This window comes from Mesorhizobium sp. (assembly GCF_005063415.1).
GTDB lineage: Bacteria > Pseudomonadota > Alphaproteobacteria > Rhizobiales > Rhizobiaceae > Mesorhizobium.
In genome coordinates, this window is sequence record NZ_SUEG01000064.1 from 1 (window position 1) to 13768 (window position 13768).

Below are 13768 nucleotides of genomic sequence, written 5' to 3' on the forward strand. Positions count from 1 at the left end.
GGCGTCCTCGAGATCGGAGATCGCGTAACCATCGTCAGTAAATCCAGGTTCAATCGAGCCGGGATAAATCATCCCACTCAGCTGGTTGTTGGGTCATCAGGAAAACTCTCCATAGGGGATAATGTCGGGATTTCCGGAGCGTCTATTTTTTGTGCCGAGAACATAGCAATTGGAAATAATGTTCTGGTCGGAGTGAACTGCAATATTTTCGACACCGATTTTCACGCCGTCGATTATCTGGACCGGAGGCAAGGGCGGGGTACACTTACCGCGCCAGTCGTAATCGAGGACGATGCCTGGCTCTGCGCCAACGTGACGGTCCTGAAAGGGGTGAGGATTGGCGCACGCTCCGTCATCGCGGCGGGGAGCGTCGTTACCTCCGACATCCCGCCGGATTGCCTGGCGGGCGGCGTGCCCTGCAAGGTCATACGGTCCCTGGTACCGGCGCATGCCGGGTCGATTGAATGAGGAACTGTTTCCTCAACATCGCCTGGATGGCCGGCATCGGTTTGGTGATAACGTCCCGCATGACCATAGTATATTGTTTCGCTAAAGGGGGCGGGCGAAGCAGATTGCGGCATATGCCACATAGCTACGCGTACGGCCCCGTGAGCAGCCGACAATTGCGCGGTGGACTGTTATTGTGACGAGGGGCCCATCCGATCGTTCTGATACACCGATAGATTCAGCACTGTCCAATGACCATTTAACGCGCGATCTCGGGAGACGCACGGCATCTGGAGGGATCATAGCCCTCTGCGCCCAGGCTTTAATTCTTCTCACACAAGTCGGCTACATGGCGCTGATGGCACGTTTGCTTCAACCCGATGACTTCGGTCTGGTGGCCATGGCAGCGTCCGCCACGGCGTTTGTCGGAGTCTTCGCCGACTTAGGTCTGTCGATGGTGACCATCCAGCGCAAGGAGGTTGATCATGACACCGTCAGCGCTCTATTTTTCGTCAATCTTGGCGTCGGTTTCGCTCTCATGCCGCTGACCTGGCTGATGGCGCCGGTCGCAACCTGGCTCTTTAATGATTCTCGCGTTTTTCACCTTATCCTGGTTCTGGCGGTGGCCATTCCGATCACTGCGACCGGTGCGCAGCACAAGGCGCTGTTGGTTCGCAACATGCGTTGGATGTCATTGCAAGCTGTGAATCTTGGCAGTCTCTTGTGTGGATTTGCTGTCGGCATTGCAATGGCATGGGGCTGGGATTGCAGATACTGGTCGCTCGCTGCGGCGACGCTCACCACGGCTTCGGTTGGCACGGTTGGCCAGTGGATGCTGTCACCTTGGCGTCCGACCAAGGTCGCGAATTGGAAAAATGCAAGATCGGCTATTAATTTTGGAATCCATTACAGTGGATCTCAATTCACAAACTACATCAACCGGCAATCTGACAATGTGCTGATCGGCTGGAAATCCGGTCCCGGCGAACTCGGTTTCTACACCCGCGCGTACTCTTTGTTCATGTTGCCGATAACGCTCGTCAGTGGGCCAATTGGCTCGGTTATCATTCCAATGCTGAGCCGACTCCAAACCCAACCCGACAAATGGGCTAGAACCTACCTTAGCGCTATGCGACTTACACTCATGATGAACACGATATTGTGTATCCTTATCACCATCAATGCGGAACAAATTGTCGCGCTCGTTTATGGAGAGAACTGGTCGAAGTCCGGTACTATTTTGATGGTACTTTCGTTGTCCCTCATTACGAGTATTTCCGGCCAGTTTGGTGGTTGGGCGCTCATCTCTGTGGGTCGAGCTCGCGAGCTATTTGTATTTTCTATCTTTTCGTCGGCTATTCGCTTTGCGGCCTTCTTATTTGCTGTTCAATGGGGTGCTTCTGGAGTTGCCCTTGCGTGGTCTATCACGTCCTGGGTATTCACCCCGGTGCTTTGGCTTTATGCAACAAGAGATACAAAGCTTAGATTTAGGGACCTTGTGAAGGCTGCGGCGCCATTCTTCTGTGCTTATCTAGCGGTCGTCGCGTTGTTTCACTATTCTGGGATTTCGTTCGGCCTCTCATCTGACATCTTATCTCTGCCAGCCGGGGGCAACATCGTGTTGAACTCGAGCATCACGATCGCAATCTATGCAATTTTTGTCGTTGCTCCGTATCGTTTCGCCGGTTCCATGTTAGGGGACATGCGGCTTTTTCTGGACAAAGACGAACGTCAGAGGACCTAAGTTATTGAAAGTAATCGTTGAAACAACGGTTTTTTTGAACGGCGGAGACGCCGCGATCCAAGTCGCAACAAAACGCATTCTCAGGACCGCGTTCGGAGACGATGTTGAGGTCGTTTTTGCGGACATGGACGAGAAAGTCGCTGCAAGGTATTATCCGGAAAGCAAATTTATTTGTTTCCCTTCCGCCCAGATTCGTAAGAGCATAGCTGTTCGATTGGTGAATAGATTGACCAAGGGCCGGCTAGAGTTAAAGTTGATTTATTCGATTGTAATGGCAATGACGTTTGTGCAGCGGAATTTTGGATGGTTGAAATACCTTGGATATGGAGGAACGGTGGCCCGGGCGTTGCGAGAGTACATCTCCGCAGATCTTATTGTTTCGACAGGTGGCACGTACCTTTCAAAGAAACATCTAGGGTCGGTTGCACTCCGTCTGCCAGAATATGAGAGAGACATTTATCTCGGAAAGCCGCCCATTTTTTTCACGCAATCTATGGGTCCGTTTGGCGACGATCGCATCTTCCGCCGACTTGCGGTCGTTTTGAGAAAAAGCCCTCTCATACTGGTCAGAGACCAAAAATCCATGGCTTTTGCGAAAGAGCTCACCGGATACACAGGTAACATTGAAATAGTGGCAGACAGCGTTTTCGTTCTGACTGACCAGAACCAGATCGAGAAACGTCGCGCAGCATCGCGGGCTGCGACCCCGGGACGGCGGCCAAGGATCGCCGTTTCGGTGCGGCCATGGGCGGATTTCGGGGAACGAGGCTTGGAGGTTGGCCGAGCGAAGTACCACCAGTCGGTAGCTCGGGCCGCAGCGTGGCTCGTGGAGGAGGCTGGGGCCGAAGTGACGTTTGTTTCGACCTGCCAGGGAATTCCTGAGTATCGTTTCAACGATTCGGACACGGCGCGAGATGTCTTGAAATACCTACCAGATCACGTTCGAGACAGCGTAGTCGTCGATTCGCAGTTCAGGAACACTGAAACATTGCTTCGCGAAATTGATGAATTCGATGCCGCTATCTGCACACGCATGCATATGTGCATTCTGTGTCTGTGCCGCGGCGTTCCAGTCTTGCCGATTTGCTATGAGAGGAAAACAGCGGATCTTTTCCAGTCGCTTGATTTGCAGGAATACATAACTTTCATCGATAAGATTGAGCCGGATAGTTTTCGCGCTCTTGTCGAGCGCTGGTGGCAGGACCAGGAATCGATAACAGAAAAATCATGGCGGGGGACGCTTGAGTTGCGTGACAGTGCTCAATCCACTGTCGGTATTCTCAAAAACAGATTTGCACCAGTGGAATTGCAGCCGGGGGCGCTGTCATGATTGCGGTCGTTTCGCAATTCTTCAACACGCCTTCCGAGACCTTTATCCGAGATCATGTTCGCCACCTTGCGCCCGGTGAGACTGTGCTCGTCTGCCAGGAACCCGATGGTTCCGATCAGTTCGGCTATCCGGTTCTTTCCGGGGTTCCGGGGCCGTCGCCGCTTAGCCGGCTACCTGCCCGCATCGCCAATGTGACGCGCCTATGCTGGCTTGCGTATGTCCGTGATGGGATGTCGAGGAGGGATGAAGACAGAGTTGTCGAATTTTTCAAGGCCCACAATGTGGAGGCCGCCCTTGTCGAGTATCTAACGATGGGTGCGCTGTTTGCTCCCGCTTGTCGCCGCGCCGGCGTGCGACTATACGCCCATGCCCATGGGGCGGATTCTACCGTGATGCCTAGGAAGCACTTGTGGCGACATCGTTACCGGCGTCTCTTCGCCGGCGCTGACGGCATCATCACGCCATCACGTTTCATCGCCAATCGCCTGCTTCAAATCGGCTGTCCGAATGAGAAACTGCATGTCAGTCCATGCGGAGTTTTGCCTGAGCGCTTCACATCATCTAAGCGCGAAAGCGGTCGGCTCCTTTTCGTAGGGCGGTTTGTTGAAAAAAAATCACCGCACCTGGTGATCGAGGCGTTCGCCCGGATCGCTTCAAGGTTTCCCGGGGCTCGGCTTGATTTGGTTGGGGATGGGCCTCTCATGGCGCGATGTGAGGCATTGGTTAGGCAGGAAAACCTGTCGGACCGTATCGTCTTTCATGGCTATCAAAGCACAGAGTTTGTTCAGCGGATGATGCAGAACGCTGCAATCTTCGTGCAACATTCGGTGACGGCCCGCAATGGGGATATGGAAGGCCTGCCGGTATCGATCCTGGAGGCCATGGCAAGCGCTCTCCCTCTTGTGGCGACACGTCACAGCGGCATTCCAGAGGCTGTTGTCGATGGTGAGACCGGCATACTTGTAGACGAACACGATATCGAAAGCATGGCAAAGGCGTTTGCTAGCCTCTTGGAGGAGCCTCGCCGTGCTGCCGAGATGGGGCATGCCGGGCGGCGGCGTGTGCTGGATCATTTCACGCAACGGCACACGCGCGATCACCTTCGACAAGCCATGATGCTGCCGGCCATGGCGAAACCTCTCGACTTCGCTGAAGGCCCGGTTCAATGAAGAATGTCGACCAGTGGAAGCCCACTAAGTTCAAACGGACAGATAAGGGCGTTTGGCGCTCGAATCGCAAGGAGGTACCGGCGCGGTCGCGCTTGATCGCCGATCGATTGGCATCCGTCTATGCCACTGCGATCGCTACTCATGCTAAGGGTCGTCTCGCCGATCTGGGCTGTGGTGCCGTTCCGCTTTACGGGATCTACCGCGACTATGTCAGTGATGTGTTCTGCGTCGATTGGCCGGGCAGTACACATGGCACTGCCTACGTCGACCTGTTCGCGGACCTCAACGAGCAGTTGGTCCTGGAGGAAGGGAGTTTCGATACGATCATCGCCAGCGATGTTATCGAACATTTGCATACGCCGCAGGCGTTGTTCGACAGTGCAGCCCGGGCCTTGAGGCCTAGCGGTAAGCTGATACTCGGGGCGCCGTTCCTTTACTGGCTGCACGAGGTCCCTCATGATTACCATCGCTACACGCGCTTTGCGTTGGAGCGGATGGCGGCGAAGGCTGGCTTAAGCACAATCGAGTTGTCATCCTACGGCGGCGTCACAGATGTTCTTTCCGATCTTGCCACGAAGGCGGTGTCGACTCGGCCCTGGATTGCCGATTCTGTCTACTGGCTTACCAGGCTGATGCGAGCGTTGCCTCCCGTCGAGAAATTAGGGCTGGCGACGCGCGAGAGCATGCCGATGGGTTATCTACTGGTAGCTGAAAAGCCGTCAGCCCCGCCGGCTTCGGGGGGAGGCTAAAATGCACAACCGCCGAATACTGCGCCTCCGACCAGTGTCGTCGACAGCTGTCGGGCTCGATTCATCATCAACCGCGCAGAAGCGAGACGCAAACGTTCCGTTACTTGCATGGCGGACATTCAGAAATCGGTGTGGGCCAATCGTGTTAAGTTCGCCTTGGGTAGACTAGTCCCATGACTCAGAGAGCCAATACTCATTACGACACATCGGCCGGGTTCGATCGAGGAGGGTTTCGCCGCCGATTTGCACATTTGAAAGGTTACGTTGACCGGCGCATTTTGTTTTCTCCTGCAACGGCGTTCGCGCTTGCAATCTGTGGCGTGTACGCTTTTGCCGGGTGGGTAAACAGGTTTGATCCAGAGGGAAGTACCGGGTCGATCCTGGTAAGGTTAGCCATCGTTCTGATAACGTTTGGCTCATATGTGCTTCTTCCGTCAAAATTGAGGTCGTCAACGGCCGCGCTTCTTCCAATGAAGCTCTTTTTTGTTCTTTATCTGTGCAGACTTGTTGAAAATGTTTACTTATCTTCGATAAACATATCGCCTGGGCCTATGATGGTATTCAGTGTTTTCCTGGTGTCCAGTGTCGGAGCTACGCTTATTATCGCATCGATGGATAGGGCCATAAGAAACACAGATATGATCCTTGTCATGAACGCGCTTTGCGTTATCTTTCTGATTGGGCTTTACCTCAATAGAGACGTACTCTTCGCAGCCCAAGGCGAGAGGATGTCTATAGACAAAATAAACCCCATAGCGATGGGACATACAGCTTTCGCCTTTTTAATATATCTTTTTCTTGTCTTGGGAAAAACCAGAAAACTGACGATTCAAGCAATAATACTTGGTCCAATGTTATTGATGGTTGTTGTGTTTTCTAAGTCTCGCGGTGCCTATATTGCTGGCGCGGGGTCTCTATTGGTCTACATACTGTTGCTTAAAGGCTCAAAAAGAGTGTTCGCCGTTTTGGGAGCATTGTTTGTCGCCATGGCAATTTTGGCGACCAGCGGCGTGGAGCTCATCGACGTTGTCATTGCGAGACTTCAGACGATCAACGTGGATGCCGATCAGTCCACAATGGTACGCAGCCAATTGTTCGCTGGAGCTTGGGGGCAGTTTCTAGAAAATCCGGTGTTCGGGCGTTATGCGGTCGAGATGCAGTTCAATTTCTATCCCCACAACATCTATCTTGAATCCCTGATGGCGATGGGCGCGCTGGGATCATTGCCGTTTGCGGCTCACATACTCTTGGCGCTCAGATCGACGGTCGGTATCATTCGATCCGGCAAATTCCCGCTCGCTGCCGTTCTGACTGCGGTGCTATTCATCAGGGAAGCGATCGCCGGCATGGCAAGCGGCAGCCTATGGGGAAATTCAGTTTTCTGGGTCACCTCCGCTCTGACGATATCGTTTTGGTATGGATACCAGGGATTCCTTGCCAAAGCTCGCAATGCGGAGATTCGGGCTTAGTAGGGGTCGGTTATCCCGCCGCGATAGGTATCTGGCACGGGGTTGTCCTCCTAATCCGATGGGCTTCAGCGTTGGTCGCCTTCGAACTCCGCCCCGATTGGGTGTAGGCGAGTCGTGCCGCTCGTCCACAGGCCGTCACCGAATCGGCAGATGGCGGATCGTTGTCAGCGCTCCACAGCTCCAAGACCAAACTCCAGCAGGGACCAGCCATGCGTATTTTTCAAAATTCTGGGATCTCTACAAGCTATCGGGCCAGACTCACTGGGCTTGTAGAGGGAGTTCGCGGGTTCGAACCTCAAAGAGACGTGTTTTTGAACGACCGCTACGGGGCGTCGCATATTCTGTTGCCGGCGCTCGCCGGCAGCCCGGAAGCCTTTTTCACGAACGGAGATGACGAATCGCTGCAGCGCGCATGGGCGATCGAAAACGGGCTGGGCGAAGACGCATCGCTAGCCGATATCCTTCTTGCGCAGATCGAGCATCACAAGTCCGACATCTTCTACAATCTTGATCCATTTCGTTACGACGGCTCTTTCGTGCGTCGGCTGCCGGGGCATGTGAAGCGAAAGATTGCCTGGCGCGCTGCGCCTGGCAGGATCGATTTTTCGGGATATGATCTCGTCGTTTGCAATTTCCCCTCGATGCGAAGACTCTGGGAAGAGCAGGGCGCCAAGACGGCTCACTTCTTTCCCGCCCACGATCCGGAGCTCGATGCCATAGCCGCAAACCGGAGGAGGGATGTCGATGTGCTCTTCTTCGGCGGCTACAGCCGCCATCACCAGCGTCGGCGACAGATTCTGGAAACCGTCGCGCGACTGTCCGACCGCCGCAAGGTCGTTTTCCATCTGGATCTGTCGCGCTATACACCGCTCGCCGAGACACCGCTTGGCTGGTTCGGCCCTTTGCGAGCGGTCCGCCGGCCGCACGTGATTCGTAGCGTCAGTGCGCCCCCGGTATTCGGCCGCGCCATGTATGCCGAACTCGGAAGGGCGAAGGTCGTGGTGAACGCCTCGATCGACATGGCGGGCCCGGACCGCGGCAACATGCGCTGTTTCGAAACGATGGGTGCCGGCGCGCTGCTGATTTCTGATGCGGGCAACTATCCAGCACCGATGCGCAATGGAGAAACCTTGGTGGTGTATGACCAGCCGCAGGAGGCATCGAAGGCAATCGAACGTCGGCTGGACGACGGAAGCTGGGACACGATCGGTTGGGCCGGCAATCGCGCCATTCGTGAGGAGTACAGCAAGAAACGCCAGTTTGAGCGGTTTCTCGAATTGGTATAGCGGACGGATTTGAACCTTCCTTGTAGTTGGCGCCAGCCCAGCCCGACCACTCCCTAGGTCTAAGTCAAACGGGGCAGCCTAGCGAATCTTGCCCTGCTCTCGAAGGAATCTCAAGGTAGCCTGCCACCACTCCGCTTTTTCTTCCCATTTCGCGGGCCCATCCCGTGGACCGCCACGCATCGTGCCCCAGATCACGATTCCGTCGGCCAGCCTTCTGCAGGTGTCCAGTTGAGCATACCAGAGGTCGCCTGGCAGGAAGGCAACAGTCTTGTGAAACTGAGGCCATAGGAAGCAATAGATCGGCTTCCCTTGTGCAATTCTTCGCGCTTCGCGGATGTTCGCTTGCGCGTAGGCAAGCCAGGCGTCCTTGTCGCCGTAAAAGGTGTAGAGAGAGGGAAAGAGCGCATCGACGTAAGGGACGAGAGAGGACGCAACAACGGTGTTTTGCTGTTTCCATTCGTCCTGCGCCGCGGCCCCCTCGTGGCCGATCGCTCTCCAATGATCCCTGATCGGCAAAACGCTATAGAGCCCGATCTTGACGTTCGGGTCAGCTTTTTTGAACGCGCCGAGCGTCTTCTGGAATTTCGCGAGCGACGATGCCTGGTCCGGACCTTCCAAGGGCCAGCTTTCGATGTCGATATTGAGATATTCATTGCTCCTCGGCAAGGCCAGCGCTTGCCGCACCTGGCCGGCATCAGGAACATCCGGTCCGAGAACATGAGGGTCGGCTATCGTAAGGTGTTCGAAACCAAACGCCTGGAAATCAGGCCCGCCAATGAACCGCATAGCTTCGAAAAGCTTGAACGGTACGTGCGTCTGCGACGTCGCGGGCAATACGCCGGCCAAAAGGCACATCACACAGAATGCTGTGGTGAAAAACATGATGTTCGGTATCCGGCGTCGCCAGCTGGCGAATTTTTGCACGGCCGAAATTTGCACGGTTTGAATTCCTTACAAGCTGAACTTGACGAGTCGAGAAACGGTAGCGTAGCTGGGAGCTTGGGACAACGTCCTAACGGAAGCGTGATCGGCGCGCACTTGCAAGGCGATAGAGGCGGGGCCGTGCTTCTTTTGGAGCTTGGTCATCCCTCTGAAACAATGGACCGGCGAAGCATGAGATCCTATGACCAAGGCGCCACCAGGCTCCTCAATCCAAGTTGGCGGCGCTTGTTGTGGGCGCATCTGACGGGGAGATTGAGATCCTCTTGACCATGAATCCAGCTTACGCATTTGTTGCTGGGAATCCGCCCCACGTGATCCGACAGATGGTTTTTCCCCATGCCTGAAACGGCCATGACCTGGGAAGACGCCGTTCGCTGGTGCATGAGCGAGCCGTCGATGAAGGAGCTTGCCCGCGCCGCCTATTTCGACGATCCGGTCATCGCGGCGCGCCGTTATCACGAAAGTGCGGAGTTTCAAGCGGTTCGCAGCATGATCCCGCACAAGGCGGGCCGTGCTCTCGATCTCGGCGCCGGCAATGGCATCCTCTCCTATGCCCTGGCGCGCGAGGGCTGGTCGGTAACCGCTGTCGAGCCCGATCCCAGCGCGCTTGTCGGTGCTGCAGCAATACGGACGCTTGCCGAAAAGACAGGCACGCACATCGATGTGCTCGAAGCCTTTGGTGAAGCTATTCCGTTGTCCGCGGCGGGCTACGATCTGGTCGTTGCCCGGCAAGTGCTTCATCATGCGCATGACCTGCCGGCATTCTGCCGCGAGGTTGCGCGGCTCTCACGTGACGGCGCGACGTTCCTGTCCTTGCGCGACCATGTGATTTCCGGACCGAAACAACTGGAGCCGTTTCTACGTGCTCATCCGCTGCATCATCTCTACGGCGGGGAGAATGCCTTCACGCTGGCGGATTACCGCGCTGCGTTGCAAGAGGCAGGACTGACGATCAATAGCGAAATGAACTCTTTCCAATCGGTTGTGAATTATGATCCTATAACAACATCCGAAATTCGCGAGAGGCTCGCTGGAGTCTTCGGCCCCCTGTCGGGGCTCGTCCGCCGGGCACTATCGCCTCTGCCCTTCGGTGCCATTGCTGGAGCAGCGGCATTGCTTGACCGCCGGCCCGGGCGCCTGGTCTCTTTCCTTTGCCATAAGCAAGGAAAGGGCTGATTGGTGATGCAGCTGAAAGCGGCGAAACCTACCTGGGTGACTGGAGCCGGTGGCTTCATCGGCCTTCACCTGTCCCGGTTTCTTGCCCATGAGGGGCATCTGGTTGTCGGCTTCGGCCGAAGAGAAGCACCCGGATTCGTGACCACGACCGGCGGTGCATTTTTTTCCGGCGGCGTGACCAAGGAAGCGTTGAATGCGGCTCTGGCTGCGCACGGCCCCCCGGCGGCCGTTTATCATCTCGCGGGAGGCGCAACGGTGGGCCAGTCGATTGCCGATCCGCTGGAGGATTTTGAACAAAGCGTAGGTTCCACGGCTTGCGTCCTCGATTTCCTGCGTCGTCATGCACCGGATGCCTCCGTCGTTCTGGCGTCCTCCGCTGCCGTCTATGGCGGCGGCCATTTCGGCCCGATCAAGGTCGATGCCGCGCTCGATCCCTATTCTCCCTATGGCTATCACAAGCGCATGGTGGAAGAGCTGGGCCGGTCGTATTGTGCCTCATACGGGCAGCCGGTCTCTGTGGCCCGACTTTTTTCCGTCTATGGCGAGGGACTGCGCAAGCAACTGCTCTGGGACCTCTGCGGCAGGCTCGCGTCGGGCGAAACCGACATTGTGCTTGGTGGCACGGGAGCGGAAATGCGGGATTGGCACCATGTCTCGGATGTAGTGCGATTGATCCATCGCGTCTTGCCTGCCGATGCAGAGCGCTTTGCGGTCTATAATGGTGGTGCCGGCGCCGCTGCGTCCGTCAGCACAATTGCGGGCATGGTTTTGGAGGCATGGGGAGGCAAGCATCGCCTCTCGTTTTCAGGAGAATCCCGGCGGGGCGACCCTGTCAACCTCATCTCCGATCCGTCGGGTGTCCCGGAGGGGCTTCGGTTGCAGATGCCGCTCGGCAGGGGCATTGCCGGCTATGTCGATTGGTATCGTGCTGAAATTGTCGCCGAACCGGTCGACCGTCTGCGACGCGCCGCGCCTTGATTACCGTCGGCTTCACGCTGATCGGTCGCGGATCCTGGTCAGGCGGCGAGTCCTATCTGCGCAATATGCTGAGCGTCATCGCCTCGGAGTTGGGCGGCAAGGTTCAGGCGAAGCTGTTTTTGACGCCCGAGCAGCACGCGAGCGTCGGCGCATCCTTTGATCACATGTTGGCCGCGCCGGCTATTGTCGACGACCGGGTCATGGACGCCGGGCTCGGCAAGCGAGGGCTGATCGCAGTCGCTGGCGGAAGTGACCGGGCTTTTGCCGATCTTGTGGTCGCACACGCTGTCGATCTCGTATTCGAAGTCGCTCAGTGGTTCGGCAACCGATTCCCACTGCCGGTCATTTCCTGGATTCCGGATTTTCAGCACCGTCGTCTGCCCCATCTCTTTCCGTGTCGCGCCTGGTGGCGCAGAGATCTCGGCTTCCGTCTGCAGACGTCCGGCAACCGCACGATAATGCTCTCGAGCGAGGATGCGCTCGCCGACTGCGAAACATTCTATCCGGCCTCGCGCGGCAAGACCGCCGTGGTGCGCTTCGCCATCGATCTCGATCCAGGCGCCGTCATGGCGCGTACCGAAGCCGCGCGCCGGGCGCACGATCTGCCGGAGCGCTTCTTTTTCCTGCCCAACCAGTTTTGGATCCACAAGAATCACGGACTGGTCGTCGAGGCGTTGAAACATATAGACAGGCTCGGAGCGTTGGACAGCTTGCCGCCGATAATCCTCACGGGGCGCACCACGGATCCTCGTGATCCGATGTTGTTCAAGCGTCTGATGGGCCTTGCGCAAGCACATCGGCTTGAGGGTCATTTTCGATACCTCGGGTTGATCCCCTACGAGGATGTCGTTGGTCTGATCGGCGCGACGGACTGCCTTTTGAATCCATCCCACTTCGAGGGATGGTCGACCACGGTTGAAGAGGCGAAGTCTCTGGGTGCGCCCATGTTGCTGTCCGACATTCGGCTGCATCGCGAGCAGGCTCCGGACGCGCTCTTCTTCCCGCCGGACGACACGGAAGCCCTTGCACAGCGGCTGCTCCAAATCGGGCAGGGCCCACGCATTGTCCGCGATAGGGTCGCCGAGCTGCAAGGCCGCCAGCAGATCCGCCGACGGGACTACGCGGCAGCACTCCTTGCCTTGTTTGAAAAGGCCAGAACTGCCGCGCGTTGATTATTCAATCGGGAGTGGGGAATTGTCGATCGGGAAGATGGCCGTACTTGCGTTCATGGCGCTGGCTTTTGCGGGCGGCTTTCTTTTCATCGTCATCAACAAGGGAACGAATATTCGCGCGCCGGCGCCGAAGCCGGTTGCAGTCCTCACATCGTTCGATGGCAAGCTTGCCGTCCAATCAATCGACGATCTGCGGGTCGCCGGTCGCAAGATCGTGCTGTGCGGCGTCGCATTTACCAAGCCGCAGTCAATGCGCAAAATGGTCACCGAAGCCGTGCGCCGGGACTATCAAGGACTCCCCTTGACATGCAAACCCGTCGGCACGGGGACACCGTGCGACGGCAACGTCGCGCCGAAATTCCGTGATGCCGTCGTGGTGCAGTGCCTCACCTCCGACGGCACGGATCTGGCTGCAAAGCTCGTCGAGGCCGGTATCCTGTGCGGACAGCCGGCGCAGGCGGGCTCGACCTACAAGTCTTGCGCGCAAGACTCGTAGTTCTTGCCTCGAATGCAAGAAAGCTGGATGGATGGTGTCAGAGACATTGTTGATTGCAAGGTTTTGTATAATGCGTCTGAGCGACGGTAGCGTCAGCGGGCCACAAGGAATGGCAGATCGGTCGGCCCGCCGGGAGCCTGCCATTGGCCGGCTGTAAAAATGACTTATTAAGATATTCTGACGGTGTGCTCTATCAATCACACTGAAACCAAAAATTATCTCGCATATGCGAAATAGGTTGGAATTGGCGCAGAAAGCTGTTACGCGCTGATGAATAGCTTGGTGGTTGGTGGGCCTCAGGTAACGTGGGACAGAAGGATTGATGCGGATGAACCCAGTTGTGAAAAGTGCGTTGGCCGGAGTTGTTGCGTTGGCCGGCTTCGCCCCGGTGCAGTCTTTCGCGCAGGATGCATCGTGCACCTGTGCAACCGCCTATCAGGGCGTAGGCCCGATTGGATCAATCGGTCACGTCGATGGCGATGTAATGATCTCGCAGGTTGCTGGCTATGGCCCGGCTCAAGCGGGCGGCGCTCTGGATTTCGGCAGCCGCGTCGTGGTTGGCGGCAAGGGCTCGGCTTCGGTCCATGTTGGCGGCTGCAATTTGAGCGTGCCGGCCAATTCGACCCTCGACATTTCCCGTGTCGAGAACAAGATTTGCCTCAATGTCCTCGGTTCTGAGCAGACTGCCCAAACAGGTGGTTCCAACAATAATAACAACACGCCGCTCTACATCTTTGGTGGCATGGCTCTTGGGGCCGGTATTCTGGCTGCAACGGCTGATAAAGACCACGGGGTCAGCCAGTAAGCGGG

At 56.6% G+C, this 13768-nt stretch carries 13 protein-coding genes; 12 read left to right on the forward strand and 1 reads right to left on the reverse strand.

All coding sequences use genetic code 11. From position 1 onward, the window contains the following. From E5W70_RS17765 to E5W70_RS17795, 7 genes are all read left to right on the forward strand, one after another. A partial coding sequence (locus E5W70_RS17765) for an acyltransferase (protein WP_292660215.1) occupies nt 1-468 on the forward strand: 468 nt, incomplete at its 5' end. 175 nt (nt 469-643) lie between these two features. Beyond that, complete coding sequence (locus E5W70_RS17770; RefSeq protein WP_292660217.1) at nt 644-2191, forward strand: lipopolysaccharide biosynthesis protein; 1548 nt, start codon at nt 644-646, stop codon at nt 2189-2191. A 4-nt stretch (nt 2192-2195) separates the two neighbouring features. Beyond that, nucleotides 2196-3521 carry a polysaccharide pyruvyl transferase family protein gene (locus E5W70_RS17775; RefSeq protein WP_292660219.1) on the forward strand — a complete coding sequence of 442 codons (1326 nt, stop codon included), beginning with the start codon at nt 2196-2198 and terminating at the stop codon, nt 3519-3521. Next, entirely contained in the window at nt 3518-4690 is a 1173-nt protein-coding gene (locus E5W70_RS17780) for a glycosyltransferase (RefSeq protein WP_292660222.1), read from the forward strand. Before E5W70_RS17775 ends, E5W70_RS17780 begins: the two co-directional genes overlap by 4 nt. Beyond that, nucleotides 4687-5439, forward strand: a complete 753-nt coding sequence (locus tag E5W70_RS17785) for a class I SAM-dependent methyltransferase (protein ID WP_292660225.1) — start codon at nt 4687-4689, stop codon at nt 5437-5439. Before E5W70_RS17780 ends, E5W70_RS17785 begins: the two co-directional genes overlap by 4 nt. A gap of 638 nt (nt 5440-6077) precedes the next feature. Beyond that, entirely contained in the window at nt 6078-6908 is an 831-nt protein-coding gene (locus E5W70_RS17790) for an O-antigen ligase family protein (protein WP_292660229.1), read from the forward strand. Nucleotides 6909-7213: 305 nt separating this feature from the next. After that, entirely contained in the window at nt 7214-8194 is a 981-nt protein-coding gene (locus tag E5W70_RS17795; protein WP_366509715.1) for a glycosyltransferase, read from the forward strand. 78 nt (nt 8195-8272) lie between these two features. On the opposite strand, the gene E5W70_RS17800 is transcribed toward E5W70_RS17795, so the two are convergent. Further along, complete coding sequence (locus tag E5W70_RS17800; RefSeq protein WP_292660235.1) at nt 8273-9133, reverse strand: hypothetical protein; 861 nt, start codon at nt 9131-9133, stop codon at nt 8273-8275. A 354-nt stretch (nt 9134-9487) separates the two neighbouring features. Between E5W70_RS17800 and E5W70_RS17805 the strand changes: the two genes are divergently transcribed. The 5 genes from E5W70_RS17805 to E5W70_RS17825 all read left to right on the forward strand — a co-directional run bounded on the left by E5W70_RS17805 (nt 9488) and on the right by E5W70_RS17825 (nt 13763). Continuing rightward, on the forward strand, nt 9488-10312 hold the full coding sequence (locus E5W70_RS17805) for a class I SAM-dependent methyltransferase (RefSeq protein WP_292660238.1): 825 nt from the start codon (nt 9488-9490) through the stop codon (nt 10310-10312). Nucleotides 10313-10318: 6 nt separating this feature from the next. Beyond that, on the forward strand, nt 10319-11290 hold the full coding sequence (locus tag E5W70_RS17810) for an SDR family oxidoreductase (protein WP_292660281.1): 972 nt from the start codon (nt 10319-10321) through the stop codon (nt 11288-11290). Continuing rightward, nucleotides 11287-12462, forward strand: a complete 1176-nt coding sequence (locus tag E5W70_RS17815) for a glycosyltransferase family 1 protein (protein ID WP_292660241.1) — start codon at nt 11287-11289, stop codon at nt 12460-12462. The genes E5W70_RS17810 and E5W70_RS17815 overlap by 4 nt, the downstream gene beginning before the upstream one ends. Nucleotides 12463-12499: 37 nt before the next feature. After that, a complete protein-coding gene (locus E5W70_RS17820) occupies nt 12500-12958 on the forward strand; it encodes a hypothetical protein (protein WP_292660243.1) in 459 nt (152 codons plus the stop codon). Between the two features lie 328 nt (nt 12959-13286). Continuing rightward, nucleotides 13287-13763: a hypothetical protein gene (locus tag E5W70_RS17825; RefSeq protein WP_292660246.1), complete on the forward strand. Its 477-nt coding sequence runs from the start codon at nt 13287-13289 to the stop codon at nt 13761-13763. Nucleotides 13764-13768 lie beyond the last annotated feature (5 nt).

Bases quoted from the DNA above. Each gene is read 5' to 3' on its own strand.
- E5W70_RS17780 (WP_292660222.1), top strand. From the start codon at position 3,518: ATGATTGCGGTCGTTTCGCAATTCTTCAACACGCCTTCCGAGACCTTT.
- E5W70_RS17785 (WP_292660225.1), top strand. From the start codon at position 4,687: ATGAAGAATGTCGACCAGTGGAAGCCCACTAAGTTCAAACGGACAGAT.
- E5W70_RS17790 (WP_292660229.1), top strand. From the start codon at position 6,078: ATGATCCTTGTCATGAACGCGCTTTGCGTTATCTTTCTGATTGGGCTT.
- E5W70_RS17805 (WP_292660238.1), top strand. From the start codon at position 9,488: ATGACCTGGGAAGACGCCGTTCGCTGGTGCATGAGCGAGCCGTCGATG.
- E5W70_RS17810 (WP_292660281.1), top strand. From the start codon at position 10,319: ATGCAGCTGAAAGCGGCGAAACCTACCTGGGTGACTGGAGCCGGTGGC.
- E5W70_RS17820 (WP_292660243.1), top strand. From the start codon at position 12,500: ATGGCCGTACTTGCGTTCATGGCGCTGGCTTTTGCGGGCGGCTTTCTT.
- E5W70_RS17825 (WP_292660246.1), top strand. From the start codon at position 13,287: ATGAACCCAGTTGTGAAAAGTGCGTTGGCCGGAGTTGTTGCGTTGGCC.